The sequence below is a fragment of the Thiofractor thiocamini genome (assembly GCF_055384375.1).
The window spans coordinates 1343447-1366250 of sequence record NZ_AP042389.1; the positions used below are offsets into that span (position 1 = coordinate 1343447).

Below are 22804 nucleotides of genomic sequence, written 5' to 3' on the forward strand. Positions count from 1 at the left end.
ATCCTTTATTTATAGATTCTATGTATTAGATCAGTTTTATTCAGTAAATTATTCATATAAATTTGTCGCATTCCGGAAGCTTCAGAATACGAAAGCTTACCATCTGTTAATTGTTCTAATCTGTGTATTTTATTATAAAGGGTGCTTTCCCCTATACACAGACTCTTTTGTAAGCTTAATTTGCCTCTTTGTATGTCATCCATAGAGATAGATTCCGATGAAAAATTATTATTGGTATCAATATAATCTGTTAGGATATAAACAAAAGCATTATCCGAAATATCCGTTGCGGTATTAATATTAAGTGTATAAATACCGGGGGTTTGTTCTGTAATTAATTTCAACTCCGAAAATAGATTTAAATTTATATCTTTAGAATCATTACTTTTATACATCCTTATAAAGACATCAATATCTGATTTAATCGTTGTTTGAGATAATTTTACACAATTATTCTCTAACCATACAATAATCTGATTACATATATTTTCTCTTGTAAATTTATGGGGATAAATAGTATTAAAAAAAAGATTATATAAAGTAGCTTTTTCTTGACTTTTTACTATATTCCAATGTAGCATCCAAAGAGTATCACTATTTTCAAGATAAGGATCCTTTTCTAAAATAATTTTACCTAACTCTGTCAAATTAGACTTATCTATCAACCCTAGAATCTTCATCCAATGATTTAAAGATTTAATCATATTAATACCAAGTCCCAAAGTTTCAATACTTTCTTCAACATTAGATTGATTAAATAAAGATTTATTTTTTGAAAAAGCATTTAACCCTTTTGTAATCCAATCTATTTTACATTCAAATTTATCATGACCCGAAAATGATACTGTAATTTTCTTCATTTATATATTCCTTTGTTATAAAAATACTTAATTATTTCAAGCTTAATACTGATGTTACACAAGATTTGTGAGCATTGCTAATTTAAACGGAAAATTAGCGTTAAAAAAATCACACTCAACCCTGAAAGGGCGCTTGCGTTTGTGATTTTAACTAATTTGTAGTGTCCTGGAAGGGAAATTAGCACCGTGAACAAATTTTGCGTAACATCAGCTTATTAGTTATAATTACCCATAATATTTTTATAATTTTCAATACAAAAATCCAAACAACCAAAGCGGGATTCTGTTACCAAAGCCTATCTCTGTATCGTCAGCTACAACAAAAGAGTTTTCTATATCTTTTATCTGGCTATATCCTTTATTTTTACCGCCGATTTCGAAGATATACTTTTCATCTACTAAAAAATCTCCGGTTTTAGGATAATGCAATTTATGCTTAAATCTTAATTGAGAGTTAAAAAAAGTCTCTCTAATAGTGCCTATTTCTTTTTTTTCACATAAAACCTCAAAAAGATTTGTATTGTTAAGATAAAGCTTATCAGGTTTTTTTATATATGAGTTTCCTCTAACTGTTCCGCCTATAGAGCTTATGAGATTTGCTTTGTTAAGATAAGCAATATATTGCTTTAGAGTATTTTTTGAGATACCGGCTATCTTGGAAATAGCTTCATAATTTATCTCATAAGGGTGTGAACGGCATATGATCTCCAATAGCCTTTTTAAAGCATCTATATTTGCAAGCGGTACTTTATAGATAGTAGCTATATCAAAAGCAAGAGTTTCATTGATAATTTCTACCAATCTTTGAAAGTAACTTGATACTCCTTCTAAAAAAAACGGATATGCGCCATATTTGATATACTCATTATAGTATTTTAGCGGTTTGATTTTTGAAATTATATCTGCTGAGATATTAAGATGATTAGACAACAAATCATTCAAATCATAGCTATCAAAATGAGTATCTAACTTTAGCTCTAAAAATTCTCTAAAACTTAAGATAGGTAAACGATATACTAAAGCTCTCCTACTTAAATCACTTTGACACTCTTCTAAAGATATTGCCGAAGATCCCGTAAATACCACTTGCAAATCAAAAAAATCATATATATTTTTTAAATCTATACAAAAATTATCTTTTTTATGTATCTCATCTATGACTAAAACTTTACCGCCATATTTATAGAACTCCTCTGCTATCTCAAAAAGTGTTTTAGAGGCGATAAGGGGATGGTCGCAACTGATATATAGATATTCATCCGCATTTAAACTTAACTCTTTTAAATATTGTAAAACCAAAGTGGTTTTACCCGCTCCTCTTGCTCCTATAAGCCCGATAAGTTTTGCACCAAAATCAATCTTTTCAAATAAAAATCTTTTATAAGAAGGTAACTTCTGAGATAATTTTATGGCTGAATATTTGACAAGTTGATTTATCATTTCATCTCCAATCAATGCATTGATTGTATTTTATCATAAAATGATTAATAAGATGATTAAATAGTGATATTTACTCCATCTCTAAGCTCATGAGGTACATATCCTCTCCGTCTATGACTTGAAGGTTTTGGCTTTTGCAATTTGGGCAGATGTATTCATACTTTTCTAAAATGTTCTCTTTCTCACAGTCAAGACACTTCACTATAATAGGCTGTAAATTGGCTATAAATTGAGCATGATCGCAAACGGTTCCCTCTTTGAAAGTTTCAAAGGCACTTTTTAAAAGATCCGTTTCAACCCCGCTTAGGATACCTATCTTGACGGTAACTTTTGTTATCTTTTTTGCATTGTTTACTTTTGCCTGTTCTTCGCACTGCCCTAAAAGTGCTTGGACTATACTGTACTCATGCATTTAAAAATTCCTTGTAAATTTTTAACTTTTCATCATAGCTCACTCTTGCATTTGCGGGTGAAGTTGAAGTCAGATATACTATATCAATTTTCAAATCTTTAAAGTTTTTTATCAACAGATCATAACTTTTTCTACCGTTACAGCCGATTTTTTTGATATTTGGATGTTTGTTTAAAAATTCCGCTATATCGTTTAACTCTATATCTTTAAGCCTACTATCAAGTGAACTATCTCTTTTGCAACTTTTTACCATATCCCACAAGGCTATATGATTTTTTAGCATCAAGTCTGTCTTATCTTTTTTGGTTCTTAACTCAGTTTTAAAAATATCTCCCATGATTTTCCAAAATTGATTATGCTTATTTGCATAGTAAAAACTTTTTTCAAACGAATCAAATGACGGAAAACTACCAAGGATGAGAAATCTTGAATTTTCATCAGCTATAGGCTCAAACGGATGAGCATAATGCCTCATCAACAAATCCTTGGCAACAATTCGCCCGTAGGGCTCTCAAGGAATCTTTTTGTTCCCCAAGATGAATGTAAAACTACTTTTTTATCATACTTGTCGGTTACTTCAGCGATATAAGCGGCATTGGAATTGAATTTTTTTAAGATTTCCAAAGCTTTTTTTGCTTCGTTTTTTGGAAGCGCTATCAAAAATGTTCCCTCATTTGCCAGCATAGACGGCTCAAATCCAAGCATTTCACATATGCCGTTTACCTCATCGCTTACCGGTATCTTTTCTTCTTCAACTTCTATACAGACTTTAGACTGCTTTGCCCACTCATTTAGTACCGCTGCTACTCCGCCTCTTGTCGCGTCCCTAAGGGCTGTTATCTTGACATCTGCTTTTATCAACTCTTTTACTACGGGGTATAAAGAAGTACAGTCGCTTTTTAACTCACTTTCAAGTTCTATGCCCTCCCTTGCGGCAAATATAGTAGCCCCATGACATCCTATGTCCCTACTTACCAGTATGACATCATCTGTTGTGATAGAGTTTGAGCTTATACCGTCCGCTAAAACTTCACCTATACCTGTTGTATTGATAAGTATCTTATCTATCGTATCTTTTGGCATCACCTTTGTATCACCGCTTACGACAACAGCACCGTTTACTTCAAGCTCTTTTTTCATAGATCGTACGATTTTTTTCAAATCATCCATCAAAAAACCCTCTTCTATGATCATCCCGAGCGTCAAATACTTAGGCTTTGCACCCATCATAGAAAGATCATTGCAAGTCCCACAGATGCTAAGTTTTCCTATATCAGATCCCGGAAAAAAAAGAGGTGAAACGGTAAAACTATCCGTGCTCATAGCAACATTCATTGCCAATTTTTCATTTTTCATTTTCAATTGCAAAATTGCCGCATCTTCACTCTTGTCAAGTATTTCATTGCCAAAAGCATCATAAAAAATATCCCTTATGAGCTTATTGTTCTCTTCCCCGCCGTTTCCCATAGCCAATGTTACTTTATCTTGCATAAAATCCCTCAACTTTTAATTTTTAATTTTTAATTGTTAATTGTTAATTATAAAAGGTTCCCATACTTATAGTATGCCGCACATGCTCCTTCGCTGCTTACCATACAACTTCCAAGAGGAGAGTTGGGCTTGCAGGCTTTTCCAAAGACTTTACAATCCATGGGTTTTGCCTTGCCTTTTAAAATCTCTCCGCACAAGCAAAGTTTGTGGTCATCTATCTTTTTATCCGGCAGCACATCAGCGTAAATCTTTTCAGCATCATATCTTTCGTATTTATCTTTTAGTTTCAATGCACTTTTTTCTATATCCCCTATGCCTCTCCATCTAAAATGATCTCTTTTTGTAAAATACTTATCGACAAGTTTCTGAGCGGTTAAATTTCCCTCTTTTGAAACTGCTCTGCCATACTCATTTTCAACTTCACATCTGTTTTCATTGAATTGTTTGACTATCATCAAAATTCCCTGCATCACATCGACAGGCTCAAACCCGCTTACAACTACAGGTGTACCATATTCTCTTGGAAATTCATCATAGATTTTACTTCCGGTTATCACGCTCACATGACTTGGTCCTATAAAAGCATTTATCCTGCACTCTTTATCATCAAGTAAAACTTTCATAGGCTCAGGAACTACGACGTGGTTTATATGAAAAAAAAGATTTTTTATATCCTGCTTTATAACCGTATCAAGCAGAGCCGCACTCATAGGAGTAGTTGTCTCAAATCCTATGGCATAAAATATAACTTTTTTATCAGGATTTTCTTTGGCGATTTTCACAGCATCCAAAGGAGAGTAAACAAATCTAACATCAGCCCCGTTTGCTCTTGCATCTTGCAAACTCCCGTGACTTCCCGGTACCTTTATCATATCACCCAAAGTTACGAGTATCACATCCTCTTGCTGACTTAAGATATAAGCATGATCTATCCTCTCTTTTGGCATCACGCACACAGGACATCCCGGACCATGTATGAAGTCTATATTTTTTGGCAAAAGTTGAAGCAGCCCATACTTCATGATAGTATGCGTATGACCGCCACAAACTTCCATGATATTGATATCTTTATCGATTTTCTTTGCCTCTTTTTCTATCTCTTTTGCCAAAGATTTGATAGTTTTGGCATTTCTAAAATCATCATATAGATTTTTAAGCTCAAGTTTGCTCATTTGCCCTATCCTCTTCTTCCAACTTTTGAACTATCTCTTTATAAAGCTCGAGACTGTCAAGTGCTCTTTCTTTGTCTATCTTGTTCATGGCAAATCCCACATGGATAAGAACAAAATCACCAACTTCGACAGGTTCATCTATCAAGTCAAGACTGACCTTTCTTTTAACTCCCATTGTATCAACGGTAGCGACATTGTCTTTGTCTATATGCTCAATTTTACTCGGAATTGAAAGGCACATTATCTCATCTCCATTTTAAATTTTATCCAATTTGCCACTCTTTTTAGTGATTCCATATCTTTGGTGCTGACTTCAAGTATATCAACATTTGGTTTTAATTTTCTTGCCGCTTCTTTCTCTTTTTCCATGTCATATTCAAAATATGGCAGTAAGTCTGTTTTCGTAAAAAGCACAAGGTCTGCTTTTCTAAACATCACGGGATATTTTTCTACTTTGCTCTCACCCTCGGGGATGGAAACCAAGACTATATTTAAGTGTGTTCCTACATCATAGCTTGCGGGGCAGACAAGATTGCCTACATTTTCCACAAAACAAACATCAAGCTCTTTTAACGGCAAATGGTGAAGTCCCTTATGTACCATAAAAGCATCAAGATGACAAGCTGATCCGGTTTGTATCTGCTCAGAGGGTACCCCCTTTGCTTTTAGCCTATCAGCATCCCTGTTTGTCTCCAAATCCCCCTCAACCACGCCAAATTTAAAATCAGCCACTTCGCTTAAGTATTCAAGCAAAGTAGTCTTGCCGCTGCCCGGACTACTCATCAAGTTTATAGCAAGAACTCCGTTCTTATCAAAATGAGCCCTGTTGTGATCGGCTTCATGATCGTTTTTATCCAGTATCTTTTTGATAACCTCAACGGTTTTTGTATCATTTAGCTGTGGATTTGAAAGTATCTCATCATGGGAATGCTCATGATGATGTTCATGCTCATGCTCGGTTATACTACATCCGCAATCTGCACACATATAAACTCCTTTTCGATTAAAAATGTTTGTGATAATGGGAATGACTGAAATCTTTATGCTTATGTTTATGCTTATGTATGAGATTTGCTTTTTGCAAAGTCTCCAAATCGCCATAAAGTTTTTCTATATCCCCATCATATATCTTTTTGTGCTCTTCATCTATCACTATCGCCCTATCGCTTATCTCATAAGCCAAAGAGAGATCATGAGTAGCTATAAGCACACATTTGTCTATATCTAAAATCATATCTATAAACCAGCCACTTGTTTTTGGATCCATTGAGGCTGTAGGCTCATCCAAAAAAAGAACTTCAGGCTCATATACCAATATAGAAGCCAGCATAACCTTTTGCTTCTCACCGCCACTTAAAAAAAGCGGATTTTTATCAAGCAGTTTTTCTATACCGAACTTTTTTGCTATGCTTTTTACCCTGTCATCTACCCTATCCATGTCAAACTCTTTCAAAGAAAAAGATATCTCATCATATACTGTAGGATTAAATATCATACTTTCAGGATTTTGAAACAAAATGCCAACTTTTTTCCTAAAACTTTTATCTATCTCTTTTTTTGTTATCTTTTTATCTTCAAATCCATACTCCCCGATATCAGCAAAGTAAAGCCCAGAAAGAATTCTCAGAAGTGTTGATTTCCCGCTACCGTTACACCCGAGAAGTGCAACTTTTTCATCTGCTTTCAACTCAAGACTGACTTTATCAAGAACTTTTCTATCTTCATAAAAAAACTCAATATCTTCTAATCGTATCAAAAAGCTCCCCTTGCTTTCATGGCCAATGTTCTCTCTTTCGCATCACTCATGGCTTTTTCAAAGAAAAACCCAAAAACGGTTGTGATAAAATTCTTTTCTCTTTGTTTCAATTTTTTTATAACTCTCGCTCTAAAAGCGTACTTAAAATCCTCAAAAGTTTTTTTATAAGATATGATTTGAGAAAGGGAAATGCTTAGTAAAAAACTCAAACTTTTTGAAAAAGAAAAAAAGCGTACCATATCTACTTTATGAAAAAACAGTGTAACAAAATAACTCAAAGCATAAACTTTAAGATTGATGTAAAGCAAATATTCCCATACATTTATGCCTTTTACATATCCCATCACAACATACCCCAAAGATATACCAAGGTTAAATAAAACGATAGATTTTAAAACTTTTTTATTGAGTTTGATCATCTCTTTGTATGAAACTATCCATAAAAAAGGGATAACAAAGAGTAAAACTTTTATGCTTTTTATCAAAAGTAAGGCAAATAAAAAAGTTAAAAAAAGTATCCTAGTGAGATTTTGCATCTTTTTTCACCTTGGTTATGATATAAAATATCCCAAAAATCAATACCGCTCCTACTATAGCGGATATATAGTACCCTGCTATATCACTTAGACCCTTTACACTGTAATCACTTATAAAAGCATTTATGGATTTTGCATTTTTTATGCCCTCAGGGATAAAGCCGAGTATCTTTTGATAATATGCATTATCCCACTCTCCCCATGCCGAAGCATCGGTGAGTAGCCCCAAAGGAACCAGTGATACCATCAATAAAAATATATAAAACAACCCTTTTTTATCTTTCACAGCTAACCCCTTTTATCTCTTTTTTTTGTTTCATATAAGAGTAAACAAGCATAGTGAAGATACCCTCTGCAACACCGAAAAAAAGCATATGTGAACCGACAAGTGCCACAAAAGTAGTTTTCAAATCAAACGGGAAATAAAGCGGATGACCGTTTTCACTCCAAAATAGAGGCTGAACACCTAAAAATATAGATGTCAAAACAGATGAACAAACTATACCGCTCCACCCCGCTACAAACGGAGCAAATTTGAATTTTTTCAATAAATTAAAGATATAATAACCCACAAATGCTCCTACAAATGCCATAGATAACGCATTTGCCGCATAAGTCGTTATGCCGCCGTCGCCAAAGATAACCGCCTGTATCAACAAAACCAAAGAAACCGATACAAAAGCTATCCAAGGATCAAAAAGTATCGCTATGATAACAGCACCTACCGCATGCCCACTCGTGGCTCCGGGGATCGGGATATTGAACATCATTATAATAAAACTCATAGCAGACAATACTCCTATCAATGGCAATGTCTCTTCGTTGAGTGTTTTTTTAAGTTTTTTAAATCCATAAATCCACAAAGGCACAGCTATGGCATATGTAGCTATAACAGTCTCAGGTGAAAGATAGCCGTCAGGTATATGCATCTTCACTCCTTAAAATGAATTTTCATTCATATTTTACATATTTTAAATAATTTTGTTATTAAATCTATCGTTTCTTATATATTTTTGGAACCAAATATGATAGAATAAAAAAATGAAATGTATATATTGTTCTTCGGCAAATCTATATGAGTTACAAAACGGGTATTTTAAGTGTGCAAAATGCAAAAGGAAGTTTTCTCCTTTTAAAGTTGAAAGAGAGAAAAACATAATCACACTGTTTTGCAAAGGATTAAGCGCATTACAGGCATCTAAAGAATCCGGTTTTACTTATACAACCGTACAAAAAAAATTTATGCTTTACAGGCACAAGATAATCTCTTATGAAGATAAAAAATTTGAAAACAAAACATCAGTAAATGAGTATGATGAGTATATTTATCTTGAAAGAAGAAAAAGAAGAGACAAAAGATATATCTTTGATGCAAAAAATTTTTTGACATTTGATTATGATAACGGCAAGATTTACAATATGCTTTTACCTGAACTTTCAAGATTTAAAGAGAGTTTTTTAGAAGACAATCTTGATGATACATACTATAAGGAATTTTCCAAATATTTAAAATGGCACAGGGTATCAAATTTAAAAAACCGACAAAACAATATAACCAAGTTTTGGGATTTCTTCGAGAATCAAATCATAAAATTCAAAGGCATAAAAAGCAGAAATTTCTTTTTTTATTTAAAAGAGATAGAGTTTAGATACAACTACAGTATGATTGATTGCGGTAAAATACTTTATAAATTATGTATGCCCCACCATGCCTGACCCAGTGATATACCTCCGTCATTGATAAGGGTATCTTGTTGAAAATAGACTTTTTTATTTAATTTTTCCAACATATTTACGGTTTTACTTAAAAGTGTTCTGTTTTGAAAAACACCTCCCCCAAGAACAACAGGCAAATTGTATCTTTTTGATATGTCAACTATGATATTTGATAAAGTATTTATAAGCATTGAGGAGATTTGAGTTTTTTTGATGTTTGCATTTACATTTTCTTTTGATATTTTTAAAATTTCTTCCAAGGAGGGCGATAAATCTATCAGAGCGTCTTGTAGGTGGTACTTAAAACCAGTTTTTATGTTTGTATCATAAAAAGACTCTATCTTCAGACCACTCTCTCCCTCATACCCACTTATTTGAAGTATGTCGCCAAGACTTGCAAACATATCAAAAATCCTTCCGACAGAGCCGGTTTTCAGTGTAGTATTTTGCCAAATTTTATAAAAATTCTTTATCTCTCTTTGAGTGAAGTTTTTTACAGCAGGTAACTTCAATTTCAAAACTTCATCCAAAGAAAAATGATCAAAAAGATAACTAAGCGCTACTCTTTTTGGCTCTTTTACGGCTTTATCCCCGCCTATAAGCTTAAAAGGCTCAAATGAAAAAACCCTTTCATAACTTTTTTCATCACAAACAAACACTTCTCCGCCCCAGATAGTCCCGTCATCTCCATATCCTGTCCCATCCCAAGCAAAGCCAAGAACTTTCTCTTTCAAATCAAACTCAGCCATAGCTGAAAGTATATGAGCATAATGATGTTGCACTTCACAAATTTTTAATTTTTCATTTTTCATTTTTAATTGTTTAGTCCATTTGGTTGTCTCATATCCCGGATGTTTGTCACACACTATGACATTTGGTTCAAAATCATAGAATCTTTTAAAAGTTTCGATGGTTCTTTTAAAGTACTCCATAGCTTCTATACTGTTCAAATCCCCTATATGTGGAGATGTTACAAGTATATCCTCATATGCCAAAGTTATAGTATCTTTTTGATTAGCACCGACACAGAGTATCTTTTTATCAAGCTTGAAGTCAAGTTTTTGATACCTTGGTGCATAGCCTCTTGCAAGCCTTAGAGTCTCTTTTTTATCTTCTATGGCTTGAACCACGCTGTCATCACAGGCATTTACAATGTCTCTGTCAAAATCAAGAACAAAATCAACCACATTTCCAAGCTTTTCACAAAGCTCATCTTTATCTCTTATGATAGGTTCATCACTCAAGTTTGCGCTTGTCGCTACCAAAGGACATTCAAGATACTCGAAGAGTAAATGATGTAAAGGAGTATAAGGTAGGAAAACCCCTATCCTGTCGATCCCGGGAGCTACAAAGGAAGTTATGGGAAGCTCTCTCTTTCTTAATTTATGAGGTTCTTTCTTTTTTACTATGACTATGGGTTTTTCTTTACTTAGGATCAGCTCTTCCTCTTTTTTTGTAAGATGAGCAGCTTTTTTTACCTCATTTATATCTTTGAACATCACCGCAAAAGGCTTGGATGGTCTTCTTTTTCTTTTTCTTAGCAGTTTTACGCTTTTTGGAGAAGTTGCACTACAGACTATATGAAATCCTCCCATTCCTTTTACTGCTACAATATTGCCTCTTTTTATACTTTTTGCACATAGTTTGATAGCGTCCATATCGCATTTTAAAAGCTCTTTTGTGTATGTTTTATAAAATTTTGCCCTTGGTCCGCAACTGTGGCAGGAGATAGGCTGAGCATGGTATCTTCTATCAAGTGGATTTTTATACTCGCTCTCACACTCGGCACACATTTTAAAATTATCCATAGAAGTATTTACCCTGTCATATGGTACTTTCTTTATGATAGTATATCTAGGTCCACAGTTTGTACAGTTTGTCAAAAAGTAGTCATGCCTTCTGTCTTTAGGATTTTTCAACTCTTGCAAACACTCTTCACATATCGCAATATCAGGGGAAATAGAAGCAAATTTGACATTTGTATTTTCACTCTCAACAATTTCAAAACCCGTATCGTTTTTAAGGGGTATCTCCTTTTTTACTGTTTTATCTATCTTTGCCAAAGGAGGCAGGGTATCAAAAAACTCCTTTATGAAATCATCCGCAACACTCTTTGTCGCCTCGATCTCAAGATACACTCCTTCGCTTGAGTTATTTACAAAGCCGTTTATACCGTACTTTAGTGCAAGTTTATAAACAAAAGGTCTAAAACCTACACCTTGCACTATGCCTTCAAACTTATATCTATATCTCTTTTGTAAGCCCACTTATGATCCCGTATCCTAAGTTTATATCATCTAGAGTAAATTCAAGATTACTATAAACGGTATAGTTTTTATTTGTTATGGTGTAAAATTTATTGGCAAAATTCTCCATCGAAAAGAGTGAACCGGTCATACAAATTCCATCCATCTCATAATCACCGTTTATCTCATCCATAAGGTTTGAAACAAATTCCGCGCAACTCTCCATTACTCCAAAACACAAAGTTGGAGCATCTAATCCGGCAAGCTTGAAACTCATAGAGGTTTTTAAAGCCTTTAGCGTATCAAGTCTAACTTTCTCACCATCCCTTATAAGTTTATAATCAATTCTCGGACCCTTTTGCCCTTTGAAGGAATAAGCAAAATCATACAATCTCTTTGCTGAAGATTTGATATCTTTACCCTCATAAAATCCTAAAATTATCCCGATAATTCCCCAAAGTGTATAGATATCTCCCATCTTATCAAACTCAAACTCTCTTCCATCTACTTCAGGAAATTTTACTCTATAGTTAGTAACAAGTTTTTTTGAAGTTTCATCTTCTTCGCTTATCAAATCCAAAAGCTCTTTCACACTTTTGGGATAGTCATAACCAAACCCAAGATAATCAACAAGTCCGAATTTTTTGGAGTATATCATAACTTTATCGCTGTTTTCTTTACTGAGATAAACACCGCTTACAACTTTATCAAACAATCCATTTTCAGCAATATTTGAGTAAAAAGCACCATGTGCGGCTTCATATGTTTTACTACTTGATTGCTCATCTTGGAGATAAAAAGTATTTACCAATTGTGGAAGTTTTTTGGACTTATTGTAAGTTACGATGTATTTATCGGTATTGATGCTTACATAATTTCTTGAATATGCTTTTATAGGAAGTGGTGAAAAATTTTGATTGACTTTCGGTAAAAGTGTTCTATCTCCTTCACTAAGCAGTATATTGCCATCATCAAGTACGATAACTTTCAAATCGTTCTTTATGTTAACTTCTCCCTCAAAATCTAGCGATATATTGAATTTATCACTCTCATCCACTTTACCGATGAGGATAGATTTTACTCCTGTTTTTTTCAAATAATGCATTATCAATTCCAAAAGGAGATCATCACTGAGCTTTACATCTATGTGGTTATTTTTATCAAAAAAAGGATATTTGACAAGTAGTTCTTTGGTGATAGATAGATTAAGATATGGCTTTTCAAAACTACCCAACGCTAAAACTTCGCCCTTTTTTAGAGGAAAAAGTTCATTGGCACTTTGTAAATCAGAAAAAATAAGTTTAAAATTACTTGCAAAATTTTTCATATTTCTTTCATTCGGTAATGCGATTTTTCTATATCCGTTAAATGTCTTAATCTTTACAACAGCTCCGTTTTTGATCGCATTTGCAAGATTTTCAAAGATTACTCCGTTGTTACCTTTTATCTCTTTTGCAAAATTTTTATAAATTATCTCACTTTTTTGCACATCATAACCGCAAACTTCACACTTTACAAAGGGGTCATTCTCTCTTAAGGCTTCTTTATGACATTTAGGACAAAACGGCAATTCTCTCTTAGGATAATCAGGCAAGACATAATCACTTGAAGGCATATTTTCTACAACTTCAACACTATTGTCTTTTAAAAATAAAGAGTGTGGCAATTCTTCACTTAATTGCTTGGCAAAATTTTCAAGTTCTTTTTCATTTCCCGCAACATACAAAAAGACAGATGAACCATTTTTCTCTAGTTTGCCTTGAAGTTTAGATTCTTTCAATGTTCTTAAAAGTATCTTTTCATAAACCAATGAAGTAGAAACATATTTAAATCCAAATCTAAGTATCATTTAACACCTTCTAAAAAACTTCTTTTTGCTATCTCTTCTATGGAGATACTATTTTTCTTTATAGGTTTTATACCATGTTTTTGCAATTCTTCAAGTATGATTTTCGTCATCAACCCACTTGCTTTTATAACTTCATCAGTCATGTTAAATGTAGAATCCTCACCAATGACATAGGGGATTACACCTACAATTTTTGTTGTAGGCAAATCCCCGTACATCTCTATCATTTGTAAAGTTTGCAACATTTCGACTTCATGTGCACTTCCCTGCCAAGTTATATAGGAAGGAATACGGCTATAGTCAAAAAAGTACACATCTCCTATGTTGCCACCTTTTACATTGACACAGTCCATGACAATAACCAAGTCATACTCCACTATAACAGGTATGAGCCTTTGAGCCAAAGTACCGCCATCGACTATATCAACTGTGTGTTTATCGCTAACAAATTCATAATTGTTTTCCAGGTAGTGAGCCATATGCGCCCCTACGCCCTCATCTCCAAAAAGCACATTGCCTATACCTAAGATCAATATCTTCATTCTAAAGCCCCTATGGAAAATTTAAAAATTTTGGATTTATTACAAAAAAGCGGGTTTCCCCGCTTTTTTAGTGTTTACTGTGCCATTTAAGTCCGCTAAATATCGCGTCCATAGAACCCTCTTTACCATAGATGGCATTGAAGATCGCCATATAAACATGAACCGTAACAAAAAGTATGATACCCCATGTCAATATATGATGGATTTGTCTCACGACTGCAAGTCCTCCGACCAATGCGGTCAATTTCATCATCGGTGCATATAAAAATCCAGCCAATCCTTCATGATAAACTTGCACATAAAGCATAAGTCCTGTCAAAATGATACCAAATATCATAAGATAAAATCCTATATAAGCTGCGAACTGTACCGGGTTGTATGTGCCTTTTAGTTTGGGGTGTTTTGAGATAAACAGGTAGTATCCTATCTGTTTTGCCCAAACTGCCGGATTTACAAGATCAAGAAGTGATTTTCTCTCACCACTGTTATCTTTGACAAATAAAAAAAGATAGCTTTTGAAAAGCACAACAGCTATAAGCAAAAATCCGAAAAACAGATGAAAAGCTCTTATATAATCCTGCAAAAAACCTGTCGGTGTCGGATGTGGCGTAGGAGCAAGATACGGAACCGCTATATAAAATCCAGTAGCAATCAAAATCACTATAGATATAGCTCTTAGCCAATGTTGCCATCTATAAGAGGAGGTAAATTCTACCTCTCTCTCCAAACATTGTGTGTTATTAGTTTCAGACATGTTATCTCCTTTTATACACTACATCCGCCATATAACGGATCAACTTTATAAGCACCAAGTTCATTTCCTTTGGTATCCATCACATGCACCGCACATGCGATACAAGGATCAAATGAGTGGATGATTCTTATGATTTCAAGAGGTTTGGTTAAATCCTGGATTTTTAAGCCTATGAGATTTGCCTCATAAGGTCCGTGCTGACCTTTTGCATCCATAGGACTTGCATTCCAAGTACTAGGAACGACGGCTTGATAATTTTCAATAACACCATTTTTTATCCTAACCCAGTGACTTAGCATACCTCTTGGCACGTCACCGATACCTAGACCTTTATACTCTTTGTTTTTGTCTATCTGATATGGAGTACAAGTTTCCTGGTCAACTTTTAAATTTTCTACCAAATTATGAAAAGCAGTTAGCGCATTGTCAGCGACTATCTTTGTTTGAAGCATTCTAGCCGCGGTTCTTCCGAGTGTTGTAAACAATGCGGCGGCAGGTAAGCCTGTTTTCTTCAAAAACTCATTGACAACGGGAACCACTCTTTTGTTTCCTCTTGCATAGTTGACAAGCATACATGCCAAAGGTCCTACCTCCATAGGTTTTCCGTCATATCTTGGTGCTTTTATCCAACTGTATTTCTCTTTTTCATTAAAGAGTTTACTATCTACAGGATTTCCGTCACTTCCTACACTTTTACCTTCAACAAGCCCTGTATAGTTGGGGTTTGTTTTTCCATTGTAAGGTTGCAAAGGTTCATCATCTTTATACCATGCGTGAGTTGCCTCTTCAGTTATTAGCTCCTCTTTCATATCATAAACTTTACTCAAGTCATAATCAGTTATAAACCCGCTGCTAAATATATAATCACCTCTACCGACTTTAAAATCCCTATAAGCCATAAAATCACCGATTCCGGCTTTTTGGGTAACTGACGGCTCTTTTGCATAAGCTTCCGCTGCCATCAACAAGTCAGCATAGTAAGCATTGTTTACAAAATTTGCCATTTCCTGGAATTTGACCATATACTCACCTAGTCTTGCGGGGTTTAAAAGATCCATAACACAAGTTACACCACCGACGGTCAAGCTCTGAGGATGTGGTTGTTTTCCACCGAAAATCGCCAGCATTTGAGCTGCTATTCTTTGCATTTCAAGTGTTTTTAGATAATGTGAAAGTGCTATAAGGTTTTGTTCTGGTGTAAAATGATAAGTTTTATGTCCCCAGTAAGCATTTGCAAACGGTCCTAAACCTGACGGAGACTTGGCAAATTTTGCCACTCTTTCTTGAACTGCTTTTAAGTCATTTTCACCTGTTGCTATCGGATTGTCACTGTATTTAAAAGCAAGTTCACTTGCTTTTTTGGGATCAGCACTTAAAGCTGAAACTATATCAACCCAATCAACTCCATGAAGTTGGTAGAAATGAACAGGGTGATCATGCAAAAACAAAGCCGCATTCATGAGTGTTCTAGTAAGTTCAGCATTTAAAGGAGGCTTGATACCAAGTGCATCTTCAACCGCCATCGTACTTTTTAGATAGTGTGAATATGTACAAACACCACAAATCCTTTGCATCATGAAAGGTACATCTCTAGGATCCCTACCTTTTGCTATAACCTCAAGTCCTCTCCATAAAGTAGAACCTACATAAGCCTCTTTTACTACATTATTATCATCCACTACCACTTCGGCTCTTAAGTGTCCTTCTATCCTTGTTATCGGGTCAACTACTACTCTTTTTGTTGCCATTTCTTCTCCTTGATTATTCTTTTGGTTTTTTAACTGTTGAGATTGCGGCATGCGCTGCTATGCCTATGGCTGTAACAGTCAAAAGTCCAGCTCCAATCTTATCTGCGGTCGCATCTGCTCCAAGTCCGCCAAATACACTTTCGTACAAATGATCAGCCACGGGCTCTTCATAAGGTCCCATTGTATCCCAAAAATCAGGCTCACTGCACCCTATGCAACCGTGTCCTGCCTGAATAGGCCAGGAAGTATGCTGATTGAATCTTTGGGTTCCGCAATTGTTGAATGTATAGGGACCTTTACAGCCTACTTTATAAAGACAGTAACCGTTTTTCGCATTTTCATCGCCGAATTGTTCGACAAATTCTCCTGCATCAAAATGACCTCTTCTATAGCAAAGATCATGTATCCTATGACCGTATGCCCATTTTGGACGATTGAAAGCATCAAGTGCGGGGAGAGTTCCAAAAAGTATGAAATGAAGCAGAGTTCCCACTATATTTTTTGCACTCGGAGGACATCCGGGAACATTTATAACCGGTTTGTTTATCACTTTGCTAAGAGGCATGGCACTTGTAGGATTTGGATTGGCTGCTTGGATACCTCCAAAGCTTGAACATGTTCCTATAGCAAATATAGCTGCTGCGCCTTCGGCTGTATCTCTTACTATATCCTCTCCTGTTTTTCCGTGTCCGCCGATGGTCAAAAAGTTACCGCCGTTACCGGTTGGAATACCACCTTCAGTCATCATGATATACCTTCCCTTATATTTCTTGATCGAATTTTCAAGGTTTTCTTCTGCCTGCCATCCGGCAGCTGCCATAATGGTTTCATGATAATCAAGAGATATATAATCAAATATCAAACTATCTATCGTCGGTGTAGCTGTTCTTATCAAACTCTCACTGCATCCTGTACATTCTGCCATATGAAGCCAAATAACCGGCAATCTATCCGCAAGTTTTGCAGCTTTTGCAACAGTAGGGGTGAAAGTAGAAGAGAGTCCTAAAAATGCTGTCATAGCACCTGCCCACTTCATAAAATCCCTTCTGCTTATACCCTCTTCATCCAAAATTGATGAAATTGATTTATTTTCATCAATTTGTGGCAACTCTTCAAGCTTTTTAAGCCTTTGGCTAAAAATTTTTTTTAGCGACTCATCTCTTTTATGCATGCCTGCCTCCTTATTGAATATTCATTTATAGAATGATAGTTCATTCATACTTATATTTTGTTTAAAATTGTATATTTAATTAAAAAAATTTATCATTCTTTTATGCAAAATAAATTTGTTACTTTTTTATCACGAATTTTGTTATTTTCAATGCAAAATTTGGATTTAAGAGATAGGTATTTGATTTGTCACTATATATTTGTCAGTAGACAACAGTCTAATGTGTAGTACAAACGGAGCATTCATCAAAACTTCTAAAAATCAGGCTGATCTCATTTTCATTTTTAAGACCCTTTAATGCCTGCGAGATCGTGGATAGTTCATCTTCTTTGGTAGCATTCCCTAAATTCCACTGAGTAGGAGTTATGATATTGTAAAATTCTATCTTTCCTTCTTTCACCTTTATACTATGGTAAAGAGAACCTCTTGCAGCTTCGGTAAAACCGTCTCCCTCGCTCTCTAGAGTCTCTATTTTTACCTTTGGCTTGATAAACGACTTTTCACTTATATCGATACTTTGCAATGTTTCTCTTACCTGATATGCCAGATATGCTATCTCCATTACTTTTAAAATTATCCTGTTTAGTACAGAATCTTTGTAAGCCCTATGAAGACTTTTGGCTAGCGGATTTGAAGCTATCATAGCTCTTGCAAGTGGTCCGACTTCATAAAACTTACCATTGTAAGTAACATTTTTAGCATATGTAAAATCCAAACTCTCTTCTTTGATATATCTTTGATGCACACCTTTTGCAACGGTTTTTATAGCTTTGCCTCTTTCAAATATAGAATTTTCACCAAAAGCTATAAATCTATCATGTGATTTTCCAAGGTGAGAAAGGTCGTTACTTTGCATGATTTCGATACTTTCTTTTAAAAATCCGTCATTTTGAAGCAAATCTTTCATATTTTTCATGTGTATGATACTTTCAATATCACTTTTTACAATCTCTTCTTCAAAAAATGATATAACTTCATCTATATAGCTTTTTGCCTGGTAAACTTCTACATAAGTAGGATCACACACAACACCGCCCGGGATCATATATGAGTTATGAGGCCACTGTCCCGCAAAAGTAGCTATGATCTTGTTGGCTTTGACCGCCGCATTCAAAGCTTTAAAAGTTTTATCTTTTGGAAAAATTTTCCCTTCAAATCTATATAAAATAGGAAGGATTATAAAAAAATACCACTTCAAATGATTTTGTATGATTTCGCAATCCAAAGTCAAATCTCTTAATGCTTTAGCTTTCTGGCTTAGTTCGAGTTTTATGCCACAGTTTCGATAAACATCTTCCAAAGCATGAACCGTCGCCATCAGTTGTGCATGACCGCATATACCACAAACTCTAGGGGTTAAAACAAGCGCATCAAGCGGATGTCTGCCTTGTATGATCTCTTCCATTCCTCTGTAACTGAAAAATTTTACTTTACTATTCTTGACTTTTCCGTTTTGCCATTCAAGTTCAAGCTGTGCTTCACCTTCAATCTTTTCAATAATCTCTTTAGTAACACTCAAACTCATATCAATTTCTCTTTCAATCTTTTTATATGAAAAGTTTTAGCTATTCCCGTAACTGTCAGATATGCTCTTTTGGAAACTCCTGTCGGCAAATCGGCGGGAATAGACATAAAGGTTTTGGTTTCAAACATTTTATTTCTTGGAAAAGAACTTTCGGTACATCCGAAACAGGGACTGCCTGATCTGGTTTTTGAGCTTACTTCATTCCATAGGATTTTATTGCAACTTCCGTGTGTTACAGGTGCTCTGCATCCTTGAATGTAAAAAAGACAACCCTCTTTTTCACCAAAATTCTTGGCATCCACTTTCCATTCAAAGTATTCATTTCTAGTGCATCCGTGATGAGTTAGATAACCGTATATCTCTTTTGGTCTACTAAATTCATCTACTATGAGCTTATGTTGATTTGCAAGAGTTTCTATGGTATAGGCTAACCATTCCGGATGAGCCGGGCAGCCGGGCAGATTGAAAACTTTCTTTTTAAATTCATTTAAAAAACCATTGGTTTCTTCTTTGTCATATACGACCCCGGTTATATTTTTGGGATCTTTTTCTTTAAAAATACCTCCGTAAGTTGCGCAAGTTCCGACAGCGATAATGTACTTTGCATTTTTGCATAAAGTTTTTACTTTTTTATAAAACGGCTCTCCCGCTCTAATAAAATCTTTTGAAATTGCTCCCTCGATTATCAAAAAATCTATCTTTTTCGTATAATTCAAAGCTTCATTTACATCAAGGGTACTTTTAAGATATGGATGATACAAGAATTCATACTCTTTTACAAATATCTCGAGCCTGGGATAGTTTAAAAATGACTGTGTATTGCCGTTACAGGTAATCCCCTGGATCCAAAGGATAGTTTTTTTATGCACGCTATGCCTTTAAAGCAAGATATATATTTTTACTTATATCCTCTATATACTCTTCCAAAGGTTTTTCCAAAACATTTTCACCTTTTAAAAATACCATTCCGCCAAGATATCCCATAAAAAGACCAAATGCACTGAAAAAATCCTGATCTCTAAGCTCCCCGCTTCTAACACCCTCTTCAAAAAATATCATGATCTCCGTTACAAACGCACTCACACATATCATCCCCTCACACCCTTCTTTGAAAACATCCCTGTTTGAAAGATAAACCCTCAGAAAATACTCTATCATTTCAGGTCTTTTGTTAGCGATATCAAAATACATAGTAGTTATGAGCTTTATCTTTTCATAAACGCTTACATCTTTTTGATTGATCTCTTTTATCTTTTCACCTAATATATCGGAAGTGTACTGCATGATAGCCATGGCCAGGGCTTCTTTTGATTTGAAGTAGTTATACATATTGCCCACACTCATACCTAGGGATTTTGCAATATCCGGTATCGTGGTATTGTAAAAACCTTTGGAAGAAAAAAGTTTTAAAGAAGCTTCCATAATGCCTATCTTTTTTTCCTCTTTTTTCAAAAAAGCCACTACGAATCCTTTTAATATAATTTACAAAATTATATTAAAAAAATAATATTATTATTATTAAGATAGTAAATATTCATTCATTTTATGAGAATTTTATGGCAAATTCCGAACCTGCATCTTTTGTACTTTGTATTTCAAGCTTGAAGTTGTGAAGATTAGTGATATTTGAAACTATGGAAAGTCCAAGACCAAGAGAATTGTTCCAGTGATTTTTGGAAACTCTGTAAAACTTTTTGGTTATATTTTTTATCTCTTTTTCATCTATGCCTACACCACTGTCTTTTACGGTAATGCTATCTTTTTTAACTATGACTTCAACTTTATCTTCAGAGTATTTAAGAGCATTTTCAACCAGGTTTGTTATAGCAACACCAAGTAAGACTTTATCTGCTTCAACTTCCACTTCTTTATCACCGTTTAACACTATATCTCTATCTTTATAAAACTGTTTTAAAGATTCTATGGCTTCTTGGGCTATCTCATAAACATTGCACTTTTCAAAGGTTAATTTTATACTATCATTATCAAGCTTCAAAGCTAGTCTTAGCGTATTTATAAGATCTGATAGTCTTTTACCGTTTGAGTGGATTTTTTGTAAGAATCTCTCTCTTATAGCTTCATTTATATCTTTATCTTCCAAAAGTGTTTGAGAGTATCCGTTGATAACCGTTATAGGATTTTTGAATTCATGACTGATTGCTGATAGGATTTCATCTTTTTGCCTGTTTGCTTCTTTTAATTTTCGTGTATATTTTGCTTTTTGTTTATCTCTTTTTGCAAGTACGAGTGAAACTTTGGTCAAAAGAGCTGTTATGTCATGAAATTCTTTGGAAAAATCTGAGTTTATATAGGTTGTTTTTTTCTTTTTGGATAAATTTACCAAAAATCTTGTGATTTTATCCACCTCTTTTGCAACCTGTTTGCTAAGTTTGTAAGTGCTATAAAATATCATGATAAAAAAGAGTGCTAAAACAGCCCCTACTTTCAAACCAAGATAAAATATATGTCTATATATCTTTTTAACCTCTTTTGCAACTCTTATATAGATAGTTTTTCCGCCTAAATCATATCTCTTTGCCACATAAAGCAAATCTTTATCAACTGTATGAGAATGCCTTATGCTACTTCCATATCCGGTTTTTCTCGCTTCTACAACTTCCGGTCTAAGCCTGTGGTTATCCATCGTCTTTTTATCTTTATCGGACTCTCCAGGCACCAAACCGTCATCTCTGATAAAAGTTACTCTTATATGATCTACTTTTTTTATCTTTTTGGCATAATTATCTAAGTTTTTCTCTTTTTTTAGATTTAGTGAAATGATATTGATATCTGAAAGTAACCCATCTTTTATCTGAGTGATATATATATCTTTGATAGAATAGTAAACAACTCCACCGACAACAAGCATGAGTATCACAAAAGGGATAAGCAGTTTTTTGATATATATCTGATGGAGTTTCAGCAAAGTATGTAGCCCTCTCCCCTTATAGCTCTTATATAATTTTTATCTTGTTCCGGATCGATTTTCTCTTTTAATCTTTTTATAGCAACATTTACGGTTTTTACCTGTTTGCCTGAGTTATCTGCCCAAACACTTTCAAGCAACTCCTCTCTACTTAAGATCCTGTCTTGATTTTTTAAAAATTCGAGCAAAAGTCTTTTTTCAAGTTTGCTGAGTTGGATCTCATTATCATTTATCTCTATCCTGTTTGACTGAACATCATAAACGATATCTCTAAACTTTAAAATTTCACTCTCTTTTCTTACTCTTTTTATAACAGCTTTTACTCTAGCTATCAACTCTTTAGGGTTAAAAGGTTTAGTTATGTAGTCATCTCCACCTCTGTCAAATCCATCTATGATATCATCGCTACTGTCTTTGGCACTTACATAGATAACAGGATTGTTATACCCCTCTTTTCTTATCTCTTTAACAAAAACAGAACCTTCTTGACTTGGAAGATTTCTATCCATAAGCACAAGATCTATATTTTCTTCGTCAAGTAGATCTTTTACTCTTTGTGTATCTTTTAAGCCTATGACATCATAGCCAACTTGCTGCAAAGTATATTCTATAAGCTCAAGTATATCCTCTTCATCTTCAACGATAAGTATGGTTTGCATG

The 22804-nt window shown here is 34.5% G+C and carries 24 protein-coding genes; 1 reads left to right on the forward strand and 23 read right to left on the reverse strand.

The genetic code is table 11. From position 1 onward, the window contains the following. Positions 1-5: 5 nt before the first annotated feature. The 12 genes from ACZ47B_RS06725 to cbiM all read right to left on the reverse strand — a co-directional run bounded on the left by ACZ47B_RS06725 (position 6) and on the right by cbiM (position 8596). Positions 6-860 (reverse strand): DUF4007 family protein, encoded by an 855-nt coding sequence (locus ACZ47B_RS06725; protein WP_464893771.1) that lies wholly within the window; start codon positions 858-860, stop codon positions 6-8. 249 nt (positions 861-1109) lie between these two features. Next, entirely contained in the window at positions 1110-2300 is a 1191-nt protein-coding gene (locus tag ACZ47B_RS06730) for an ATP-binding protein (RefSeq protein WP_464893772.1), read from the reverse strand. A 70-nt stretch (positions 2301-2370) separates the two neighbouring features. Continuing rightward, positions 2371-2712 carry a hydrogenase maturation nickel metallochaperone HypA gene (hypA, locus tag ACZ47B_RS06735; RefSeq protein ID WP_464893773.1) on the reverse strand — a complete coding sequence of 114 codons (342 nt, stop codon included), beginning with the start codon at positions 2710-2712 and terminating at the stop codon, positions 2371-2373. Further along, entirely contained in the window at positions 2705-3187 is a 483-nt protein-coding gene (locus ACZ47B_RS06740; RefSeq protein WP_464893774.1) for a DNA-deoxyinosine glycosylase, read from the reverse strand. The genes hypA and ACZ47B_RS06740 overlap by 8 nt, the downstream gene beginning before the upstream one ends. Then, a complete protein-coding gene (gene hypE, locus ACZ47B_RS06745; protein ID WP_464893775.1) occupies positions 3187-4203 on the reverse strand; it encodes a hydrogenase expression/formation protein HypE in 1017 nt (338 codons plus the stop codon). The genes ACZ47B_RS06740 and hypE overlap by 1 nt, the downstream gene beginning before the upstream one ends. Before the next feature lie 47 nt (positions 4204-4250). Then, the gene (gene hypD, locus ACZ47B_RS06750) at positions 4251-5375 is read right to left on the reverse strand and encodes a hydrogenase formation protein HypD (protein WP_464893776.1); all 1125 of its coding nucleotides are present in this window, start codon (positions 5373-5375) and stop codon (positions 4251-4253) included. Then, positions 5362-5616: a HypC/HybG/HupF family hydrogenase formation chaperone gene (locus ACZ47B_RS06755; RefSeq protein WP_464893777.1), complete on the reverse strand. Its 255-nt coding sequence runs from the start codon at positions 5614-5616 to the stop codon at positions 5362-5364. The genes hypD and ACZ47B_RS06755 overlap by 14 nt, the downstream gene beginning before the upstream one ends. Continuing rightward, a complete protein-coding gene (gene hypB / locus ACZ47B_RS06760) occupies positions 5616-6362 on the reverse strand; it encodes a hydrogenase nickel incorporation protein HypB (protein WP_464893778.1) in 747 nt (248 codons plus the stop codon). The genes ACZ47B_RS06755 and hypB overlap by 1 nt, the downstream gene beginning before the upstream one ends. Positions 6363-6378: 16 nt before the next feature. Continuing rightward, on the reverse strand, positions 6379-7131 hold the full coding sequence (locus ACZ47B_RS06765) for an energy-coupling factor ABC transporter ATP-binding protein (protein WP_464893779.1): 753 nt from the start codon (positions 7129-7131) through the stop codon (positions 6379-6381). Next, on the reverse strand, positions 7128-7667 hold the full coding sequence (locus ACZ47B_RS06770; RefSeq protein ID WP_464893780.1) for a hypothetical protein: 540 nt from the start codon (positions 7665-7667) through the stop codon (positions 7128-7130). Before ACZ47B_RS06770 ends, ACZ47B_RS06765 begins: the two co-directional genes overlap by 4 nt. Beyond that, entirely contained in the window at positions 7651-7953 is a 303-nt protein-coding gene (locus tag ACZ47B_RS06775; protein WP_464893781.1) for a PDGLE domain-containing protein, read from the reverse strand. Before ACZ47B_RS06775 ends, ACZ47B_RS06770 begins: the two co-directional genes overlap by 17 nt. Next, positions 7943-8596: a cobalt transporter CbiM gene (gene cbiM / locus ACZ47B_RS06780; RefSeq protein WP_464893782.1), complete on the reverse strand. Its 654-nt coding sequence runs from the start codon at positions 8594-8596 to the stop codon at positions 7943-7945. The genes ACZ47B_RS06775 and cbiM overlap by 11 nt, the downstream gene beginning before the upstream one ends. 112 nt (positions 8597-8708) lie before the next feature. Here cbiM and ACZ47B_RS06785 point away from each other — a divergent pair, with 112 nt between their 5' ends. Beyond that, on the forward strand, positions 8709-9383 hold the full coding sequence (locus ACZ47B_RS06785; RefSeq protein ID WP_464893783.1) for a transposase: 675 nt from the start codon (positions 8709-8711) through the stop codon (positions 9381-9383). Here ACZ47B_RS06785 and hypF read toward each other — a convergent pair. The 11 genes from hypF to ACZ47B_RS06840 form a co-directional block, all read right to left on the reverse strand. After that, positions 9353-11650 carry a carbamoyltransferase HypF gene (gene hypF / locus ACZ47B_RS06790; RefSeq protein ID WP_464893784.1) on the reverse strand — a complete coding sequence of 766 codons (2298 nt, stop codon included), beginning with the start codon at positions 11648-11650 and terminating at the stop codon, positions 9353-9355. The genes ACZ47B_RS06785 and hypF overlap by 31 nt on opposite strands. Next, positions 11628-13478 carry a hypothetical protein gene (locus ACZ47B_RS06795; protein ID WP_464893785.1) on the reverse strand — a complete coding sequence of 617 codons (1851 nt, stop codon included), beginning with the start codon at positions 13476-13478 and terminating at the stop codon, positions 11628-11630. Before ACZ47B_RS06795 ends, hypF begins: the two co-directional genes overlap by 23 nt. Further along, positions 13475-14020, reverse strand: coding sequence for a HyaD/HybD family hydrogenase maturation endopeptidase (locus ACZ47B_RS06800; RefSeq protein WP_464893786.1), 546 nt, complete (start codon positions 14018-14020; stop codon positions 13475-13477). The genes ACZ47B_RS06795 and ACZ47B_RS06800 overlap by 4 nt, the downstream gene beginning before the upstream one ends. A 67-nt stretch (positions 14021-14087) precedes the next feature. Continuing rightward, positions 14088-14774 carry a Ni/Fe-hydrogenase, b-type cytochrome subunit gene (cybH, locus tag ACZ47B_RS06805; protein WP_464893787.1) on the reverse strand — a complete coding sequence of 229 codons (687 nt, stop codon included), beginning with the start codon at positions 14772-14774 and terminating at the stop codon, positions 14088-14090. A gap of 11 nt (positions 14775-14785) precedes the next feature. Then, positions 14786-16522 (reverse strand): nickel-dependent hydrogenase large subunit, encoded by a 1737-nt coding sequence (locus ACZ47B_RS06810; protein ID WP_464893788.1) that lies wholly within the window; start codon positions 16520-16522, stop codon positions 14786-14788. A gap of 13 nt (positions 16523-16535) precedes the next feature. Beyond that, positions 16536-17693 (reverse strand): hydrogenase small subunit, encoded by a 1158-nt coding sequence (locus ACZ47B_RS06815; protein ID WP_464893789.1) that lies wholly within the window; start codon positions 17691-17693, stop codon positions 16536-16538. A 217-nt stretch (positions 17694-17910) separates the two neighbouring features. Further along, the gene (locus ACZ47B_RS06820; RefSeq protein WP_464893790.1) at positions 17911-19218 is read right to left on the reverse strand and encodes a nickel-dependent hydrogenase large subunit; all 1308 of its coding nucleotides are present in this window, start codon (positions 19216-19218) and stop codon (positions 17911-17913) included. Next, positions 19215-20087, reverse strand: coding sequence for an NADH-quinone oxidoreductase subunit B family protein (locus ACZ47B_RS06825; protein WP_464893791.1), 873 nt, complete (start codon positions 20085-20087; stop codon positions 19215-19217). Before ACZ47B_RS06825 ends, ACZ47B_RS06820 begins: the two co-directional genes overlap by 4 nt. Before the next feature lies 1 nt (position 20088). Continuing rightward, entirely contained in the window at positions 20089-20679 is a 591-nt protein-coding gene (locus ACZ47B_RS06830) for a TetR/AcrR family transcriptional regulator (protein ID WP_464893792.1), read from the reverse strand. A gap of 82 nt (positions 20680-20761) precedes the next feature. Further along, positions 20762-22144, reverse strand: a complete 1383-nt coding sequence (locus ACZ47B_RS06835; protein ID WP_464893793.1) for a HAMP domain-containing sensor histidine kinase — start codon at positions 22142-22144, stop codon at positions 20762-20764. Continuing rightward, on the reverse strand, positions 22138-22803 hold the full coding sequence (locus ACZ47B_RS06840) for a response regulator transcription factor (protein WP_464893794.1): 666 nt from the start codon (positions 22801-22803) through the stop codon (positions 22138-22140). Before ACZ47B_RS06840 ends, ACZ47B_RS06835 begins: the two co-directional genes overlap by 7 nt. Between the last annotated feature and the right edge of the window lies 1 nt (position 22804).

Bases quoted from the DNA above. Each gene is read 5' to 3' on its own strand.
- cybH (WP_464893787.1), bottom strand. From the start codon at position 14,774: ATGTCTGAAACTAATAACACACAATGTTTGGAGAGAGAGGTAGAATTT.
- ACZ47B_RS06810 (WP_464893788.1), bottom strand. From the start codon at position 16,522: ATGGCAACAAAAAGAGTAGTAGTTGACCCGATAACAAGGATAGAAGGA.
- hypA (WP_464893773.1), bottom strand. From the start codon at position 2,712: ATGCATGAGTACAGTATAGTCCAAGCACTTTTAGGGCAGTGCGAAGAA.
- ACZ47B_RS06815 (WP_464893789.1), bottom strand. From the start codon at position 17,693: ATGCATAAAAGAGATGAGTCGCTAAAAAAAATTTTTAGCCAAAGGCTT.
- hypE (WP_464893775.1), bottom strand. From the start codon at position 4,203: ATGCAAGATAAAGTAACATTGGCTATGGGAAACGGCGGGGAAGAGAAC.
- hypD (WP_464893776.1), bottom strand. From the start codon at position 5,375: ATGAGCAAACTTGAGCTTAAAAATCTATATGATGATTTTAGAAATGCC.
- ACZ47B_RS06785 (WP_464893783.1), top strand. From the start codon at position 8,709: ATGAAATGTATATATTGTTCTTCGGCAAATCTATATGAGTTACAAAAC.
- ACZ47B_RS06770 (WP_464893780.1), bottom strand. From the start codon at position 7,667: ATGCAAAATCTCACTAGGATACTTTTTTTAACTTTTTTATTTGCCTTA.
- ACZ47B_RS06795 (WP_464893785.1), bottom strand. From the start codon at position 13,478: ATGATACTTAGATTTGGATTTAAATATGTTTCTACTTCATTGGTTTAT.
- ACZ47B_RS06725 (WP_464893771.1), bottom strand. From the start codon at position 860: ATGAAGAAAATTACAGTATCATTTTCGGGTCATGATAAATTTGAATGT.
- ACZ47B_RS06800 (WP_464893786.1), bottom strand. From the start codon at position 14,020: ATGAAGATATTGATCTTAGGTATAGGCAATGTGCTTTTTGGAGATGAG.
- ACZ47B_RS06755 (WP_464893777.1), bottom strand. From the start codon at position 5,616: ATGTGCCTTTCAATTCCGAGTAAAATTGAGCATATAGACAAAGACAAT.
- ACZ47B_RS06730 (WP_464893772.1), bottom strand. From the start codon at position 2,300: ATGATAAATCAACTTGTCAAATATTCAGCCATAAAATTATCTCAGAAG.
- cbiM (WP_464893782.1), bottom strand. From the start codon at position 8,596: ATGCATATACCTGACGGCTATCTTTCACCTGAGACTGTTATAGCTACA.
- ACZ47B_RS06740 (WP_464893774.1), bottom strand. From the start codon at position 3,187: ATGAGGCATTATGCTCATCCGTTTGAGCCTATAGCTGATGAAAATTCA.
- hypB (WP_464893778.1), bottom strand. From the start codon at position 6,362: ATGTGTGCAGATTGCGGATGTAGTATAACCGAGCATGAGCATGAACAT.
- ACZ47B_RS06820 (WP_464893790.1), bottom strand. From the start codon at position 19,218: ATGAGTTTGAGTGTTACTAAAGAGATTATTGAAAAGATTGAAGGTGAA.
- ACZ47B_RS06840 (WP_464893794.1), bottom strand. From the start codon at position 22,803: ATGCAAACCATACTTATCGTTGAAGATGAAGAGGATATACTTGAGCTT.